The organism is Bradyrhizobium sp., assembly GCF_035309285.1.
Classification (GTDB): Bacteria; Pseudomonadota; Alphaproteobacteria; order Rhizobiales; family Xanthobacteraceae; genus Bradyrhizobium.
Genome location: NZ_DATGFH010000140.1, coordinates 21,341 through 38,000 on the forward strand (window position 1 = coordinate 21,341; position 16,660 = coordinate 38,000).

General features: G+C 63.1%; 17 protein-coding genes and 1 tRNA gene. 10 read left to right on the plus strand and 8 right to left on the minus strand.

The features are described 5' to 3' along the window. Nucleotides 1-15: 15 nt before the first annotated feature. Nucleotides 16-1,119 carry a hypothetical protein gene (locus tag VKR55_RS26205; RefSeq protein ID WP_324407942.1) on the minus strand — a complete coding sequence of 368 codons (1,104 nt, stop codon included), beginning with the start codon at nucleotides 1,117-1,119 and terminating at the stop codon, nucleotides 16-18. Nucleotides 1,120-1,352: 233 nt separating this feature from the next. Between VKR55_RS26205 and VKR55_RS26210 the strand changes: the two genes are divergently transcribed. Both VKR55_RS26210 and VKR55_RS26215 read left to right on the plus strand, forming a co-directional pair. Further along, nucleotides 1,353-1,595: a zinc-finger domain-containing protein gene (locus VKR55_RS26210; protein WP_324407943.1), complete on the plus strand. Its 243-nt coding sequence runs from the start codon at nucleotides 1,353-1,355 to the stop codon at nucleotides 1,593-1,595. 91 nt (nucleotides 1,596-1,686) lie between these two features. Then, entirely contained in the window at nucleotides 1,687-2,889 is a 1,203-nt protein-coding gene (locus VKR55_RS26215; RefSeq protein ID WP_324407945.1) for an FAD-dependent monooxygenase, read from the plus strand. Between the two features lie 92 nt (nucleotides 2,890-2,981). On the opposite strand, the gene VKR55_RS26220 is transcribed toward VKR55_RS26215, so the two are convergent. Beyond that, nucleotides 2,982-3,416 (minus strand): twin-arginine translocation pathway signal, encoded by a 435-nt coding sequence (locus tag VKR55_RS26220; RefSeq protein WP_324407946.1) that lies wholly within the window; start codon nucleotides 3,414-3,416, stop codon nucleotides 2,982-2,984. 172 nt (nucleotides 3,417-3,588) lie between these two features. Between VKR55_RS26220 and VKR55_RS26225 the strand changes: the two genes are divergently transcribed. The 4 genes from VKR55_RS26225 to VKR55_RS26240 all read left to right on the plus strand — a co-directional run bounded on the left by VKR55_RS26225 (nucleotide 3,589) and on the right by VKR55_RS26240 (nucleotide 6,176). After that, nucleotides 3,589-3,675, plus strand: a tRNA-Leu gene (locus VKR55_RS26225). Between the two features lie 291 nt (nucleotides 3,676-3,966). Next, complete coding sequence (locus tag VKR55_RS26230) at nucleotides 3,967-4,230, plus strand: hypothetical protein (protein ID WP_324407947.1); 264 nt, start codon at nucleotides 3,967-3,969, stop codon at nucleotides 4,228-4,230. A 202-nt stretch (nucleotides 4,231-4,432) separates the two neighbouring features. Next, a complete protein-coding gene (locus tag VKR55_RS26235; protein WP_324407948.1) occupies nucleotides 4,433-5,251 on the plus strand; it encodes a hypothetical protein in 819 nt (272 codons plus the stop codon). A 64-nt stretch (nucleotides 5,252-5,315) separates the two neighbouring features. After that, nucleotides 5,316-6,176: an alpha/beta fold hydrolase gene (locus VKR55_RS26240; protein ID WP_324407949.1), complete on the plus strand. Its 861-nt coding sequence runs from the start codon at nucleotides 5,316-5,318 to the stop codon at nucleotides 6,174-6,176. Between the two features lie 63 nt (nucleotides 6,177-6,239). Here VKR55_RS26240 and VKR55_RS26245 read toward each other — a convergent pair whose 3' ends face one another. From VKR55_RS26245 to VKR55_RS26270, 6 genes are all read right to left on the minus strand, one after another. Continuing rightward, nucleotides 6,240-6,896 carry a glutathione S-transferase family protein gene (locus VKR55_RS26245; RefSeq protein ID WP_324407951.1) on the minus strand — a complete coding sequence of 219 codons (657 nt, stop codon included), beginning with the start codon at nucleotides 6,894-6,896 and terminating at the stop codon, nucleotides 6,240-6,242. Nucleotides 6,897-6,931: 35 nt separating this feature from the next. Beyond that, complete coding sequence (locus VKR55_RS26250; protein WP_324407953.1) at nucleotides 6,932-7,405, minus strand: SRPBCC family protein; 474 nt, start codon at nucleotides 7,403-7,405, stop codon at nucleotides 6,932-6,934. After that, entirely contained in the window at nucleotides 7,402-7,725 is a 324-nt protein-coding gene (locus VKR55_RS26255; protein ID WP_324407954.1) for an ArsR/SmtB family transcription factor, read from the minus strand. Before VKR55_RS26255 ends, VKR55_RS26250 begins: the two co-directional genes overlap by 4 nt. 237 nt (nucleotides 7,726-7,962) lie before the next feature. Beyond that, nucleotides 7,963-9,576: an ABC transporter substrate-binding protein gene (locus VKR55_RS26260; RefSeq protein ID WP_414642457.1), complete on the minus strand. Its 1,614-nt coding sequence runs from the start codon at nucleotides 9,574-9,576 to the stop codon at nucleotides 7,963-7,965. Nucleotides 9,577-9,657: 81 nt separating this feature from the next. Next, nucleotides 9,658-10,797: an amidohydrolase/deacetylase family metallohydrolase gene (locus VKR55_RS26265; RefSeq protein WP_324407956.1), complete on the minus strand. Its 1,140-nt coding sequence runs from the start codon at nucleotides 10,795-10,797 to the stop codon at nucleotides 9,658-9,660. Nucleotides 10,798-10,937: 140 nt separating this feature from the next. Beyond that, entirely contained in the window at nucleotides 10,938-12,548 is a 1,611-nt protein-coding gene (locus tag VKR55_RS26270; protein ID WP_414642458.1) for an ABC transporter substrate-binding protein, read from the minus strand. A 237-nt stretch (nucleotides 12,549-12,785) separates the two neighbouring features. On the opposite strand from VKR55_RS26270, the gene VKR55_RS26275 reads away from it, so the two are divergent. The 4 genes from VKR55_RS26275 to VKR55_RS26290 all read left to right on the plus strand — a co-directional run bounded on the left by VKR55_RS26275 (nucleotide 12,786) and on the right by VKR55_RS26290 (nucleotide 16,593). Next, nucleotides 12,786-13,916 carry a M20/M25/M40 family metallo-hydrolase gene (locus tag VKR55_RS26275; RefSeq protein ID WP_324407958.1) on the plus strand — a complete coding sequence of 377 codons (1,131 nt, stop codon included), beginning with the start codon at nucleotides 12,786-12,788 and terminating at the stop codon, nucleotides 13,914-13,916. Nucleotides 13,917-13,921: 5 nt separating this feature from the next. Beyond that, on the plus strand, nucleotides 13,922-14,626 hold the full coding sequence (locus tag VKR55_RS26280; protein WP_324407959.1) for a DNA-3-methyladenine glycosylase I: 705 nt from the start codon (nucleotides 13,922-13,924) through the stop codon (nucleotides 14,624-14,626). A 135-nt stretch (nucleotides 14,627-14,761) separates the two neighbouring features. Then, on the plus strand, nucleotides 14,762-15,703 hold the full coding sequence (locus VKR55_RS26285) for an ABC transporter permease (RefSeq protein ID WP_324407961.1): 942 nt from the start codon (nucleotides 14,762-14,764) through the stop codon (nucleotides 15,701-15,703). Next, nucleotides 15,703-16,593 (plus strand): ABC transporter permease, encoded by an 891-nt coding sequence (locus tag VKR55_RS26290; RefSeq protein ID WP_324407963.1) that lies wholly within the window; start codon nucleotides 15,703-15,705, stop codon nucleotides 16,591-16,593. Before VKR55_RS26285 ends, VKR55_RS26290 begins: the two co-directional genes overlap by 1 nt. The last annotated feature ends 67 nt before the right edge of the window (nucleotides 16,594-16,660 follow it).

Consider the following 16,660-nt stretch of genomic DNA (forward strand, 5'->3'; position numbering starts at 1 on the left):
GGCGGCAAGCCGGCGTCAAGCGGCGGCCGCCTGCCGGCGCAACCGGCGCGCCCTCTTGTGATCGAGCCAGGCCTGTGTGGCCCGCTCGGTGGTGGACTTGATCCAGCACAGCACGCTGAACAGCGTAAACAGCGCGCCGAGCACCCACAGCGTCAGATCGAAGATGCCGGTCGCAAGCAGCAGCGCACCCCGGCCGAGAATTTTCAGGATCGCGCGGGTCTGTCCGCCCCTGGCCTCCGCGAGCCGGGCCGCGCGCGCAACGTCCTTCGGGCCCTCGGCGATCTTCAGCGTGTCGAGCGCGCCACGCGTGCCGGCCTTTTCGGTGACGCGGCCGACATCCTTGGCCAGTCGAACCAGTCCACCCGCCTTTTCCGCGCGGAACGCCGCCCTGATCGCCCTGACGCTGTCGGAGGGCCGCAGCACAGAGCTCGACGCCACCGCCTCTTCCAGCGCCGGCGCATCGACGACATCGCGCGCCGAGCGACCGGCCCATTCGGCGAGACCCTCGCCGAGCCGGCCGACCTTGCGCGCATCCTTGACCATCGTGAGCCCGGCGCGCACCGGCGTTGCGCCGCCAAGCGAGACGTAAGTCGCGGCCGTCACCGCCAGCCCTGCCGCCGCAAGCCCAAGCACCAGGCGATCGGTCTGTTCTCCCATCGCAAGATGCTTGCTCTCACGCACGACGTCGCGGACGTCGCCCCATACAAAGAGATCGCCGGCGACGGTGCCGGACAGGCTGCCGACATCATCGGCACTGCCGGTGACGAATCCGGTGGCAAAACGTCTGGCGAAATGCGACGTCGAATTTTCTTCCGCGACTGCCTCCGCGACGCGCCGCGTCATGTCGTCTGGCAAGGCGACGTTCTTCGCGCGCGCCAGCTCGACAAAGCTGTTGGCGAGATCGGCATCGTCACTGGCAAGCGCCTGTTCGATGCCTTGCGAGATGATCTTTTGATTATTTCGCAAGACAGAATTGATTTCGGCGTCGGCAAGTCGAGGCGGATTGTCTTGCGAGGAAAGCAGCACCACGGCCTCGCGCGCGTGCGGCCACAGCGCTGCTGCCACTGCGCAACTCACCGCAATCCCCATCAGGGCCGTACTGATCCGCCGCCGCCTCATCCCACCGGTTCCGGGAGTGTCGCCTGACCTCAAATGGGGTGCCGCATTTAAGACGCAACGTCCCCGACGAAAGAAGGGCTTCTCTCCGACGACAAGATTGTGTCGAATTTGCATAGGCAAAAAGCAATCCGGGGCTATAGGAATCAACCGAAACCGCCGATATGGTGCGCGGCGTTTCGTACGCTGTCGCGTTGATTTAAATTCGCTTTTGTTGCCATTCCAAGGTGAAGACGATGGCCGATAATGTCGTTCCGCACTTCCACAACGATGCCGGTGTGCCCGTCATCGAGATCGGCTCGCAGGAGTTCATGTGCGTGGGCGCCAATCCGCCGTTCGATCATCCCCATGTCTTTCTCGATCTCGGCAACGACAACGAAATCATCTGCCCCTATTGCTCGACGCTGTTTCGTTTTGCCCCCGACCTTGCAGCCGGCGAGGCCCGTCCTCCCGAATGCGTGCTGAAGGACGTCGCCTGACCTGACCTAGTTGTTTGCGCTTGATCTTTTCGGGAAACCGCTGCACACCCCGCATCAAGTGCGGAGCAGGCTTTTTCCGGATCATGCGCTAGTGGCGGCGTCACGCACCATCTTCATCGCTGGCGCCGGGATCGGAGGGTTGACGGCAGCGCTGACACTTGCCGCGCGCGGCTTTCGCGTGGTGGTGCTTGAGAAGGCCGAGAAGCTGGAGGAAACCGGCGCCGGGCTGCAGCTTTCCCCCAATGCGAGCCACGTGCTGACGGGCGTCGGCATCAAGGAACGGCTTGGATCGCGCGCGGTAGTTCCAGAAGCGGTGTGTCTGATGAGCGCACGCGCCGGCGGCGAGGTTGCGCGCCTGCCGCTCGGCGAAGCCGCCGCGCGCTCCGCCGGTGCGCCCTATTGGGTGGTGCATCGCGCCGACCTGCAGGCGGCGCTGGCTTCTGCCGTCAACGACCATCCCGACATCGATCTCAGGCTCGGCTGCCAGTTCGAGGACGTGACCTCGCATGCCAAGGGCATGACGGTTGTGCACCGCTCCGGCAACACGCGGAACCAGGATCTGGCGCTCGCGCTGATCGGCGCCGACGGCATCTGGTCGAGCGTCCGCCATCATCTGTTTCCCGAGGTGCAGCCGCAATTCTCCGGCCTGATCGCCTGGCGCGGCACGCTCGACTCCACGCAGTTGCCGCGTGAGTTGACCGCGCGGCGCGTGCAGCTCTGGATGGGACCGGGCGCGCATCTTGTCGCCTATCCGATCTCGGGCGCGCGTCAGCTCAATGTCGTGGCGATTGTGCCGGGCACCTGGAACCGGCCGGGCTGGAGCGCGCCGGGCGACGGGCTGGAACTGAAGCGGCTATTCGACGCCTCGCGCTGGCCGGCGCCGGCACGGATGATGATCGGCGCGGTCGACGACTGGCGCCGGTGGGCATTGTTCACGGTGCCGGAAGGCGGCGAATGGACCAGCGGCACCATCGCTCTTCTCGGCGACGCCGCGCATGCGATGCTACCGTTCGCAGCGCAGGGCGCCGGCATGGCAATCGAGGATGCCGCGGTGCTCGCCAAGGTAATGGCCGAAGGCACGATGGAAACAGCGGCTCAGGTCACGGCGGCGTTCAAGCGCTATGCGCGTCTGCGCCGCCGACGCGTGACGCGCGTGCAGCGAACCGCCGACGGCTCGGGCCGCATCTACCATCTGACGGGGATCATGGCGCTTGCGCGCGACGTCACGATCAGAGCGCTGGGGCCGCGACGGATGCTGGCGCGGCAGAGCTGGATCTACGATTGGCGGTCGTGAAGGTTTTCAACGCTGGCGCCTGATCCGGAAAAAGCCTGCCCGCACTTGATGCGGGGTGTGAAGCGGTTTCCCGCAAGATCATGCGCAAACATCTAGTAGACGGCACTGCCGGATCTGGAAGGCGGCGCCGGCTTGATGACCGGCGGCGTGGGCGGGCCCGCCGTAGCCGCGCCAGGCGGTGTTTCATGGCAGTGGTTCTTGCGCCAGGCTTGCTCGGCAAAGTGGGACTGGCCGCGCACCGCGAGATAGTCGTTGCGATAGGCAAGTTCGGCCACCACGACGCCGCCGGTGCCGGTCTCGGCCTTGGCCATCAGCCCCTGTAGTTGGGCGGCGCGCGTGTCGAGCGTCTTGCGCGCCGCCTCGAGCTGCTTGCAATCGTAGAGGTCATATTGGGCGGGGTCGGCAAAGGCCGTAGTCATGCTGTCGCTCATGTCCGCGCAGCCAGACAGCGCCAGCCCCAGCACAAGACAGGCGAGCGCGCTCGCGGCACGCGGCAATGCTGGCACGACGGATGCGCTGACGGTCATAACGCGTTGCTAAACCCACAAGATTGAGATTGGCTAAAGCAGGCGCTCTTGTCCGGATTGAGGCTTTGCTTTGGCCGTGGCGAGCTTTAAGGAAAGGAAGCGCTTTCCAGCCTATGCTAACCTCATTCCATACGGGCGGAAAAGACACTAACTATTTGATGTTTTTATCAAAGCGGACGTGGCGGAACTGGTAGACGCAAGGGACTTAAAATCCCTCGATGGCAACGTCGTGTGGGTTCGAGTCCCACCGCCCGCACCACGCTTCGCCTGAAGGCTACGCGTGGCGTAGCCGCGCCGGGGGCTTCAGGCGAAGCGTGTCCGGCGTAGCTTGAGCCTTGGCGAGAGCGAAGACGGACCGAACCGAGCGCCGGGGCCCGAAGGCCGAAGGCCAGCCGTGCGTCCGCGAGCAAGGGCTCGGCAAGCCACCCATGCTTCGACGGATCACCTCCCGAGAATGTGTTTGCCGGACGTGAGCTTGATCACGGCCCCCGCGATCATCAGCCGTTAAGACCAACCCAACCGGCGAAAACCAGCCGGAGGAGGCACAGCAATGACACGCTCTCAGAAGTTGATGGGAATTGCAGTGGTTGCTCTATTGGTCGGCGGCGGCCTGGGTGTCGCCGTTCAGGCCGCAAGGTCGCCTGCCATGATTGCCCGCGCCAGGCTCGCCGAAGGGCTGAAGGTCGCAGAAGCGTCGAAGATTTCTGAAGGATCGCGGCATACCTGCGTCGATCTGAAGGAAGGCACTTTCGAGTGGCGCTGGGCCAACGTCCCCTTCGCATCGACCTGCGACGCCAACGCGGATGCGGACTGACATCTTTGCCGAGCGGCGATCAACCGGTTGTCGCCTCGTCCCCGCCCTTCTGTGGATCATGGGGAGCTCTGCGATTGGAAGCGGTTTTGTAAGGATGTCACGCGGGGCGCGGCCGCCGTGGACGTCCGCTCTCATGGCTACTTCACACAGCAGAGGGAATGGATAAAATCCTTGGAGCAGCGGCTACATAGATCGGTGAAAAATGTACGGTTCTGCACCGCTGACTCTTGGCTTCGCATTCGTTGCCCTCTTGTTGGTTTTGGGCCTTGCCGGATGGACGAGACCAAAAGCACGAGCATGGAAGTTCGTCGATATAGGTTACTATCTGCTCGGTGGGGCTGGGGTCATTTTGTTGGCTGCTTCCACGCAGCGAGATGCCCTGCTTGCGAGCATCAACAGCGAAGTCAGTGAAGCGCAGGCAGCGTTTGAGCAGGCGCAGGGGGAACGGAGCCTTTCGGCCGCGGAGGTTGTGGACTTAGACAAGCAAACCAGCGAGGTCCTCAGCGGCGTCATCAGAATGATTCCGAAATCGGCATGCGACGATCATATGTCCTTTGAGGCATTTCCGAGCCCGTTTCGCAATCGCCCAACTGCGTGCGCGCTTCGCGATGGTCTTCAATACAGTCTTGATCGGATACTCGGTATCAAAACGAGTGGTGATCAACCCTCACCAGCGATCGTCGATAACGGACAGAAGCGATGTGGTGAAATTATTGAAATCAAAAAGGAGATTGAAGGGACGAAGCGCATAGCAGCAATCGATCAAATCAACGGACTGTTCTTGTCCTATCCGCCCCAACTTTACCAAGTAGCGGACTCCTGCGAAAGATATCCCGCAGTTGTAAAGGCAGACCGCGAGATTGCCCGCGAGAGGCTTAAGAAACTGAGGGAGGAATTGCGAGCGGATTCTCAGCTTGCCGATGATCCGTTTTGGGCAAGCATAAGATACTCCCTTTGGCCCTACTTGCTCCTGATCGGTTTGAGTTTGAAATTTGGCAAGGCCGTTACGGTCTTTCGCTAATAGTGTCGGTTTTGAGGGAGTTCGCCTCCTTGCTTTTGTCGGAATGATCCCCGATGAAAGCCGCATGCCCTCGCTCACCCGGATCACCACCGCCCCTCACCTCACCTTCGACGCGCTGGTCGCGGGCGATGAGGCCGCGCCGCCGGTGCTATTGCTGCACGGCTTTGCCGAATCGATGCATTGCTGGCGCGCGCAGATAGCTCACCTCGCCGACATGGGCTATCGCGCGATCGCGCCGAGCCAGCGCGGCTATTCGCCCGGTGCGCGGCCCGATCCGCACGATTTTCCGAGCTATCACATCGATCGGCTGATGGATGATGCGATGGCGATCGTCGCGACGTCGGTCAGTCGCGACAAGCGCTTTCATCTCGCCGGCCACGATTGGGGCGGCAGCATCGCCTGGGCGCTGGCGGACCGTTATCCGGAGCGGGTCGCTTCGCTGACCGTGCTGTCGCGGCCGCATCCGAACGCGTTCAACCGCGCGCTTGCGATGGCCGACGGCGAGCAGGCGCATCGCTCGCGGCACCACAAAGCCTTCCTCGAGCCGGACGCGGCGGACGTCGTGCTCACCGATGATTGCAAATGGCTGCGCGAGCGCTGGGCGGCCAACGGCATGCCGGCATCCGCGGTGAGCGCGCACCTCTCGGTGCTCGGCAACAGGGACGCGATGGAAGCGGCGCTCGCCTGGTACCGCGCGCGCGGCGCGATCCGCTCCCCGCTCGGCCCTATCCGCGTGCCGACACTCTATATCTGGGGCGACGCCGACGACACCGTGGGCCGCATCGCCGCCGCGGGCACCGTCGAGTTCGTCGCCGCGCCCTATCGCTTCGAAGTGCTGCCGGGCGTCGGCCACTTCGCCGCCGACCAGGCGAGCGAGCGCGTCAGCGAGCTGATGCTGGAGCACATCCGGACGCATCCGGCCTGAAATAAAGTGCGGGCCGGCTGGTGGCGACGCGCATTCTCGACGCTGACTTGCTACTCCGTCTCTTTATGCAGCCTTGGCGAGCTCGGCGACGCGCTCCCAGGTGGTCGCCTTCATGCTCGGCCGCTCCTGCATGCGCTTCACCCACGCGCCGAGATTGGCGTGCTGGGCGCCCAGCACATTCCATTCCGGGGTGATCGTGAAATATTCAACGTGTGGCGCGACGATGAGATCGGCGAGCGACAGCGTGTCGCCCGTGAAGTACGGCTGTTCGCCGAGCAGCCGCGCCAGTTCGTTGAAGACCGTATGCGCTTTGGGCATCGCAGCCTTGATCGCCTCTTCGTCGGGAGCCTGTCCCATCAAGCGGGGTGCGACCACGCGATGGAAGATGATGACACTGCCGACGCCCTGAAACAGATACCAGTCATTGACATTCATCACCTGGTCCATGCGCGCGGCGCGCTTCACATCCGAAGGCGTCAGCGCCGGCTCCGGGAGCACGCGATCGAGATAGCGCAGGATTGCCTGGGTCTCGTAGAGACGAAAACCGTCATGCTCGAAAGCCGGAATCCGTCCGAACGGATGCAGCGCGAGATAGGTGGGCGAGTGCCGCTCTGCGGGCTGAAGCGCCTGCAGGCGGTAAGGCACGCCCTTCTCTTCCAGCGTGGCGAGCACCGCGCGGCCGAACGGGCTGCCGGGAACGGAATGAACGACGAATGACATAACGATCTCCCTCCTTCAGTTGATACTCACGAAGCTCAGCCGCGCTCGGCTTCCGCGACAAAGCGCTGCAACAGGCCCGGCCAGCCGCCGTCGACATCCTTGCGCAACGACGCGCCCGCCTCGGCGCCCATGGTCTCGAAGCGATGGTGCACGAGCTCGACATGGGTCGCTTCGCTCCCGTCGGCGGTGAAGCGCACGTCGACCTCCGACTTCATCGACATGTCGGGCTTCCATTGCGCATTGATCTGCCACAGCATGACAAAGCGATGCGGCGGCTCCCAGGCGATGATCGTGGCAACGGAGGTCTCGGTGCCGTCCTCGCTGATCTCGAGCCAGCGGCCGCCGAGCTTCGGCTCCATCAGCACTTTTGCGATCGGCTTCTTGCCGACGCCGAAATTGTGCGGCCACCAGCGCGTGAGCCCGCTCGTGAAGACCTCGAACGCATGCGCGATCGGCACCTTGACGTGAACGGTCTTGCGCACGGGCGCGATGGCAACGCTCTCGTTCATTTGTCCCTCTTCTTCGCCTTGTAGGAACGTTCAGCCTCGAGCTTGAAGGCGTCCAGCGCATCGCCCCAGAAACTGTCGAGCCATTCGCGCAATTCCATCAGTCCCTCACGCCGCAGCGAGTAGATCCGGCGCACGCCCTCGCTGCGTTCCTCGACGAGCCCGGCATCCTTCAGCACCTTCAGATGCTGCGACACAGCCGGCCGCGACACCGGCAATCCATGCGCAATCCTGTTCACGGGGCGCGGCCCCTCGCGCAGCCGCTCGAACACCTGCCGCCGCGTCGGGTCGGCGAGCACCGCCAATGCCGTTCCGTAAGCCATTACTAATGGTAAGTCATAGCTTACGTAATGTCAAGGGTGCATTCCGACGATGGGTTTCGCAAGCGCTCAACCATCCTACGGTCACTTGCACGTCGTCATTGTGAGGAGCGAAGCGGACGAAGCAATCCATCGTTCCGCTTGTGGAGGCATGGATTGCTTCGCGGAGCCTGTCATCGGGCCGCGCTGCGCGCGGACCCGTTGGCTCGCAATAACGACCGCAATCGAGACTGCGCCGCCCTATTCCGTCTTGTCGATGTTCCAGAAGATCGGCGTTGCCGGACCGTCGAGCACGCCGGTGAGCGACTTGCGCCAGGCGCTCGGCGACTGAAATTGTCCGAGCGGGACGTAGATCACCTGGTCGTAGGCCTCCTCTTGGATTTCGGCCGCGATCTTCTTCTGCTCGTCCAGCGAGGTGGCACGCACGAACTGATCCTTCAGCTTCTCGATCTTCGCGTCTTCGGCCCAGCCGAACCAGCCGCCATTCTTGCCCCGCCCGCCGATCGGGAAATTGACAATGGGGTTCATGGCGTCGGCGGCGACCGAGTAGGTGAAGAACATGTTCCAGCCGCCTTCGCTGACGGGCTTTTGGCTGGCGCGGCGGCTCACCACGGTCTGCCAGTCGGTCGCCTGCAGGTCGACCTTGAAGCCGGCCTGGCGGAGCTGCTGCGCCACCACGATCGGCTGCGCCTTCAGGGTCACGACGTCGCCGGGCGCCATGATTACGACCGGCGTGCCGTCATAGCCGGATTCGGCGAGCGCCTTTTTCGCCGCCTCGATGTTCCCTGCCTTGGTCAGGCCTGCGGGAGCGCCGGCATCAGTCGCCAGCGGCGTGCCGCAGACAAAGAACGCACCGCACTGCTGCTGATATTTGGGGTTGCCGACCAACGCATCGAGCACGTCCTTCTGGTTGATCGCAAGCAGCGCCGCGCGGCGCACCTTGACGTTATCAAACGGCGGAATCAGAAAGTTCATGCGTCCATAGGTCTGGAAGCCGAACTTGTTCAGCGTCTCGACCTTCAGGTCGGGATTGGACTCCAGCACCGAAAGCAGCTCGAACGGCGGCACCTCCATGAAATCGATATCGCCCGACTGCAGCGCGTTCACTGCGGTCTGCGCGTCCGGCATCGTGATCCACTCGACGCGGTCGACCTTGACGACCTTGCCGCCAGAGGTCCAGCTTGCCGGCTCCTTGCGCGGGACATAGTCGGTGTTCTTCTCGTAGACCGACTTCACACCCGGCTGAAACTCGGCCTTGACGAACTTGAAGGGACCGGAGCCGATCTGCTCCTCCATCTGCTTGCCGGCCGGCGTCTCGGCGAGGCGCTTCGGCATCATGAACGCGACATAGGACGACGGCTTGGCGATCGACTCCAGCACCAGGCCATACGGTTCTTTCAGCTTCAGCAAAATAGTCCTGGCATCGGCGGCTTCGATCGAGGCTACGAAGTCCATCAGCTTCTGCGCCATGCCGTCGTTCCGGCCCCAGCGCTTGAGCGAGGCGACGCAGTCCTCCGCCGTCACCGGCGCGCTGTCATGCCACTTCAGGCCGTCGCGGAGCGTGAAGGTATAGGTCAGCTTGTCGTCGGAAATTTTCCAGTCCGCCATCTGCGGCTGGACCTTGAAGTTGGAATCGATCGCGAGCAGCGTGTCAAAGACCATGTAGCCATGGTCGCGCGTGATGTAGGCGGTGGTGAACAGCGGATCGAGGATGCGCAGGTCCGACGCCATCACCGCCGTTATGGTTTTCTTGGCGGCGGCCGATGCCGGCCTGATCCAGGCGCCGGAGAGTGCGAGGGCGGGCGGCGCGAAGCCCAATGCTTTGAGAAGTTTCCGGCGCGAGATGTCGATCATTCGCAGTCTCCCCAGGTTAAAGCGTGTCAATGCCTCGTCATCGATAGTCCATCGGTCATTCTGTCGATCGGCGGCGCGCGATTATCCCGGATGCCACCAGCGGCCGGCGATCACGACGCCTTCGGAAGCGATCTTGCGATCACCGATCAGATGCTCGCCGACGACGTCGACATAGTCGAACCTGCCTTCCTTGATATCGATAATGGTGGCATCACCGACACTTCCCGCCTTGAGGCTGCCAAGCTCGGGCCGGCGCAACGCCATCGCTGCATTGACCGTCGAGGCCGCCACCACATCCGGCAGCGCCATGCCCATGCAGAGGAATTTCGACATCGTGGTCACCTGGTCGAAGGCCGGGCCGTTGATGCAGAGCGCGTGCACATCAGAGGAGATCGTGTCGGGATAGAAGCCATTGGCGAGCAGTGCGCGTGCAGTCTTGAAAGCGAACGAGCCCTTGCCGTGGCCGATATCGAACAGCACGCCGCGCTCGCGCGCCTCAAGCACCACCTTCTTGACCGTGCCCTGCGCGGTCGCGGCCGAATTGGGAAACGGCCGGAACGCGTGGGTCAGGACATCGCCCGGACGGAGCCGAGCTACCACCTCCTCGTAGCTCGGCGGCGGATGATCGATATGCGCCATCAAGGGCATGCCGACCTGGTCAGCGACCTCGAGCGCAATCTCGAGCGGCACGATTCCGGATTTGCCGGAGGCGTGCAGGCCAACGCGAACCTTGATGCCGACGATGAGGTCGCGGTTCTGATCGGCGACCTCGGCGGCGCTGATCGGATCCATCAGCCGCAATTCCTCGCTCTCGCCGACCATGACGCGGTTGGAGAAGCCGAAGATGCCGGCATGCGAGACGTGCAGGTAGGCGAGGATACGAACCTCGCTCGGCTCGATCACATGCTTGCGGAAGCCTGCGAAATTGCCGGGGCCGGCGCTGCCGGTGTCGATCGCGGTGGTGACGCCGGAGGTGCGGCAAAACTCCTCGGCGTCGATGCCGAGCGAGGTCCCGCCCCAGTAGACGTGGGTGTGCAGATCGATCAGCCCCGGCGTGACGATATGGCCCGCCACGTCGCGGACGTCCGTCCCCGCATCCGCCTTCAGCCCATTGCCGATCGCCGCGACCTTGCCGCCGGCGAACGCGACGTCGGTTGTGGAGTCAAGCTTCTGGGAGGGGTCGATGACCCGCCCCCCGCGCAAAATGAGATCAAAAGGCATGGCGACTCCCGACAAGGGCGAATGCGATTTTCGTCATTGCGAGCGAAGCGAAGCAATCCAGCGCCACGTCAAGACTCTGGATTGCTTCGTCGCTTCGCTCCTCGCAATGACGACGGTAAGGAAGATGGCGCCGTTCTCCCCTACTCGCTCTTGTCGATATTCCAGAAGATCGGCGTCGCCGGACCATCGAGCACGCCGGAGAGCGATTTGCGCCAGGCGCTCGGCGCCTGAAATTGTCCGAGCGGGATATAGAGCACCTGATCATAGACCTCCTGCTGGATTTCGGCCGCGATCTTCTTCTGCTCCTCGAGCGAGGACGAGCGCGCGAACTGATCCTTCAGTTTCTCGACCTTGGCGTCTTCGGCCCAGCCGAACCAGCCGCCATTCTTGCCGCGTCCGCCCACCGGGAAATTGCCGATGGGATTCATCAGGTCGGCGGCGACCCAGTTGGTGAAGAACATGTTCCAGCCGCCTTCGCTGACCGGCTTCTGGCTGGCGCGACGGCTCACCACGGTCTGCCAGTCGGTGGCCTGCAAATCCACCTTGAAGCCGGCCTGGCGCAGCAGTTGCGCGGCGACGACGGGCTGCGCCTTCAAGGTCACGACATCACCGGGCGCCATGATGACGATCGGCGTGCCGTCATAGCCGGATTCGGCCAGCGCCTTCTTCGCCGCTTCCACGTTACCACCCTTGATGAGGTCGCCCGCGCCGACCTCCGACTCGAGCGGCGTGCCGCAAATGAAAAGCGCCCCGCAGGCCTGCTGATATTTGGGAACGCCGATGAGGGCGTCGAGCACGTCCTTCTGGTTCATGGCCAGGAGCGCCGCCTTGCGAACCTTGATATTGTCGAAGGGCGGAATCAGGAAGTTCATGCGCCCCATCGTCTGGTTGCCCAGCTTGTTGAGCGTCTCGACCTTGATGTCCGGATTGGCCTCCAGGATCGGAAGCATTTCGTATGGCGGAACTTCCATGAAGTCGATGTCGCCGGACTGCAGCGCATTCACCGCGGTCTGCGCGTCCGGCATCGTGATCCACTCGACGCGGTCGACTTTCACCACCTTGCCGCCCGTGGTCCAGCTCGCCGGCTCCTTGCGCGGCACATAGTCGGTGTTCTTCTCGTAGACCGACTTCACGCCCGGCTGGAATTCGGCCTTGACGAACCTGAACGGGCCGGAGCCGATCTGCTCCGCCATCTGCTTGCCCGCCGGCGTCTCGGCAAGCCGCTTCGGCATCATGAAGGGAACATAGGACGAGGGCTTTCCAATCGATTCCAGCACCAGGCCATAGGGCTCCTTCAGTTTCAGCACGATAGTCTTGGGATCGGCGGCCTCGATCGAGGCGGTGAAGTCCATCAGCTTCTGGCCCATATTGTCGGCTTTGCCCCAGCGCTTGAGCGAGGCGACGCAGTCCTCCGCCGTCACCGGCGGGCCGTCATGCCACTTCAGACCGTCGCGGAGCGTGAAGGTGTAGGTCAGCTTGTCGTCGGACACTTTCCAGTCCGCCATCTGCGGCTGGACCTTGAAGTTGGAATCGGTCGCGAGCAGCGTATCAAAGACCATGTAGCCATGATCGCGCGCGATGTAGGCCGTGGTGAAAAGCGGATCGAGGATGCGAAGGTCCGAATGCATCACCGCGGTGATCGTCTTCTTGGCGGCGGCCGATGCAGGCTTGATCCAGGCGGCGGAGAGTGCAAGTGCGGGCGGAGCGACGCCCAGTGCTTTGAGAAGTTTCCGGCGCGAGATCTTTAGCATTGGTTTTTCTCCTGGCGTGGCGTGAAAGCAGTCAAAGAGCGGTCATCGATTGTGCAGATCGTCCGTTCTTTAGGCGGACTAACACGCTGTAAATCCTTGTCATTTGAGACTTGCACCAAGCCTCTCTCGCGTCAATCGTGATTTGGCGCATGCCTCGCTTTGCCTAACCTTGCTCTTTACAAATGCTTCGCGGACCATTCTCGTAAGCAATCCCGCTTGAAAGCCCGAGAAAAGTCCATGAACCCCGCCAACCTTCCCTTCGATTCCGAGGCGATGCTCGCCGGCTTGCGCACCTGGGTCGAATGCGAGAGCCCGACTTGGGATGCCGCCGCGGTCGAGCGCATGCTCGACATCGCCGCACGCGAGATGGCGATCATGGGCGCCAGCATCGAGCGCATCGCGGGACGACAGGGATTTGCCGGCTGCGTTCGCGCCAAATTTCCGCATCCCAAGCAAGGCGAGCCCGGCATCCTGATCGCGGGGCATTTCGATACCGTGCATCCTGTCGGCACATTGGCCAGGCTGCCGTTCCGCCGTGACGGCGACAAATGCTACGGCCCCGGCATCTATGACATGAAGGGCGGCAGCTATTTGAGCCTGGAAGCGATCCGCCAGCTCGCGCGCGCGTCCTTCACCACGCCGCTGCCGATCACCGTGCTGTTCACGCCCGACGAGGAGGTCGGCACGCCGTCGGTGCGGGACCTCATCGAAGCGGAAGCCGCACGCAACAAATATGTGCTGGTGCCGGAACCCGGCCGCGCCAACAACGGCGTTGTCACCGGCCGTTATGCGATTGCGCGCTTCAATTTGGAAGCCACCGGCAAGCCAAGCCATGCCGGCGCCAACTTGTCCGCGGGCCGCTCGGCGATCCGCGAGATGGCGCGGCGCATCATCGAGATCGACGGCATGACGACCGACGATTGCACCTATTCGGTCGGCATCGTGCATGGCGGCGAATGGGTCAATTGCGTCGCCACCACCTGCACCGGCGAGGCGCTGAGCATGGCCAAGCGTCAGGCTGATCTTGACCGCGGCGTGGAGCGCATGCTGGCGCTGTCAGGTACGACGAGCGACGTCACGTTCACGGTGACGCGCGGGGTGACGCGACCGGTATGGGAGCCGAATGCAGGCACCATGGCGCTCTATGAAAAGGCCAGGGATCTGGCCAAGCAACTCGGCATGGAGCTGCCGCACGCCTCGGCCGGCGGCGGATCGGATGCCAATTTCACCGGCGCGATGGGCATTCCGACGCTCGATGGACTTGGCGTTCGCGGCGCCGATCCGCACACGCTCAACGAGCACATCATCATCGAAAGCCTCGCCGAGCGCGGCCGCCTGATGGCAGGTCTGCTCGCGACCCTGGAATGAGCGCCATGGCCAAGGCAAAGACCATTCCGTTCAAGGCGATCCTTGCCCGCGCCGAGAAGCGCAAGGGCGGGCCTGGCGGCTTGAAGAAATTGCTGCCGGCCAAGCCCAGCGTGAAGACGCTCGAGAAACTTGGCGATGATCGCGTGCTCGCCGAAATGACCAGGCGTGTGTTCTCGGCGGGTTTCGCCTGGAGCGTCATTGAATCGAAATGGCCGGGCTTCGAGAAAGCCTTCCTCGGCTTCCAGCCGGCCAAGCTCACGTTCCAGCCCGACGATTTCTGGCACGAGCTGTTGTCCGATACCGGCATCGTGCGCAACGGCGCCAAGATCAATTCGGTGCGCGAGAATGCGGCCTTCGTCCAGGAGATTGCGAAAGAGCATGGCAGTTTTGGCAAGTTCCTCGCGAAATGGCCTTCTTCCGACGAGATCGGGCTCCTCAACCTGCTCACCAAGCGCGGCAGCCGGCTCGGCGGCAACTCCGGCATGATGTTTTTGCGCTTCATCGGCTGGGACGGTTTCGTCACCTCGCAGGACGTGGTGACGTGCCTGCGCGATGCCGGGCTCGATATCGCCCCCGAGGTCAAATCCAAGGGCGACCTGGCCAAGGTGCAGGCGCAATTCAACGCATGGGCGGAGGAAACCGGACTGCCTTATGTGCATCTATCGCGGATCTGCGCGATGTCGATCGGCGAAAACTATACGCCGCACTAAAGGCGGAAATGGCATGAGGATTGCAACGCGGCCGCGGTCGTAAATCTCGCGGGTTTCCGCAAAATGTCGGATTGCAATGGACCTGCAAACGCATCCACAGTCGCGTGTTGAGTGTTGAGAGCGGTGTAGAGGCTTATGCTCGGATATCTCGTTCGCCGCGTGCTCGCCGCCATTCCCGTGATGGGCGTGGTGGCGCTGGTCGTGTTCCTCTTGCTACGGCTGACGCCCGGCGATCCCGCGGCGATCCTGGCCGGCGACAACGCCACAACTGCTCAGCTCGAGCGCATCCGCACCTCGCTCGGCCTCAACGAGCCGCTCTATATCCAGTTCTTCACCTGGATCGACAAGCTGCTCCACGGCGATCTCGGCGTATCGCTGATCTCGAACGTGCCGGTGCTGACGATGATCGGCCAGCGCATCGAGCCAACGGTCTCGATTGCGCTTTCGACGATCGTCCTCTCGGTCGTGGTCGCCGTCCCGCTCGGCGTGATCGCAGCGTGGAAGCAAGGCACCTGGATCGACCGCTTCGTCATGGGCCTGTCGGTGCTCGGCTTTTCAGTGCCGGTGTTCGTGATCGGCTATGTGCTGATCCAGGTGTTCGCGCTCGATCTACGCTGGCTGCCGGTGCAGGGGTTCAAGAGCATCGGCAGCGGGTTCGGGCCGTTTCTGGAGCGCCTGGTGCTGCCGACGCTCGCGCTTTCCTTCATCTATGTCGCGCTGATCGCGCGCATGACGCGAGCCTCGATGCTGGACGTGCTGGGCGAGGACTATGTCCGCACCGCCCGCGCCAAGGGCATCGGCGAGATCGCGGTTCTGTTCCGGCATGCGCTGCGCAACGCCGCCGTGCCGGTCATCACCGTGATCGGCACCGGCTTTGCACTTTTGATCTCCGGCGTCGTCGTCACAGAAAGCGTGTTCAACATCCCCGGCATCGGCCGGCTGACGGTCGACGCCGTGCTGGCGCGCGACTATCCGGTGATCCAGGCGATGATCCTGCTGACCTCGCTGGTCTATGTCACCATCAATCTCTTGATCGACGTCGCCTACACGTTGCTTGATCCGAGGATTCGCTACTGATGGCGATCGAGACCCTTCCAGAACCCTCAATTGCGATGCCGATCACCACGGCGCGACCGCGGTTCGGCTTCCTGCTGGCCACGCCGATCATCGCGACCGCGAGCATCCTGCTTCTGCTGATCACTGTGATGTCGATCCTCGCGCCCTGGATCGCGCCGCACGATCCGATGCAGCTCCTGCCGGCGCAGCGCCTGAGACCCGCGAGCGAGCAGTTCCTGCTCGGCACCGATGCCTTTGGCCGCGACGTGCTGTCGCGCATCATCTATGGCGGACGCATCTCGCTCCTGATCGGTTTTGGCGCGACCGTGATGTCGATCGGCTGCGGGCTCCTGATCGGTCTGTTCTCCGGCTTCTTCCGCATGGTTGACGCGGTGCTGATGCGCGTCATGGACGGCGTCATGGCGATCCCGGCGATCCTGCTCGCGATTGCGGTGGTGTCGCTGTCGGGCGCCAGCATCTTCACCGTGCTGATCGCGATCACGATCCCGGAAATTCCACGCGTGGCGCGGCTGGTGCGCTCGGTCGTGCTGTCGGCGCGCGAAGAGCCCTATGTCGAAGCCGCGATCTCGGTCGGCTCGGGACTGCCCAAGATCATGTGGCGGCATCTGTTGCCGAACACCATCGCACCCCTGATCGTGGAGGGCACCAATTTCTGCGCGGCCGCAATCCTGACCGAAGCGATCCTCTCCTTCCTCGGCGCCGGCATTTCGCCGGAGACGCCGACCTGGGGCAACATCATGGCCGAGGGCCGGCAGTATTTTCTGGTCAAGCCTTCGCTGATCTTCTGGCCGGGCCTGTTGCTGTCGATCGCGATCCTCAGCGTCAACCTGATCGGCGACGCCGCCCGCGACGCGCTCGATCCCCGCATGAAGCAGCGAGAGGGAAAGTGATGAGAGTTCCGTCATTGCGAGCGAAGCGAAGCAATCCAGACTGTCTCCCCGGAAATAGTCTGGATTG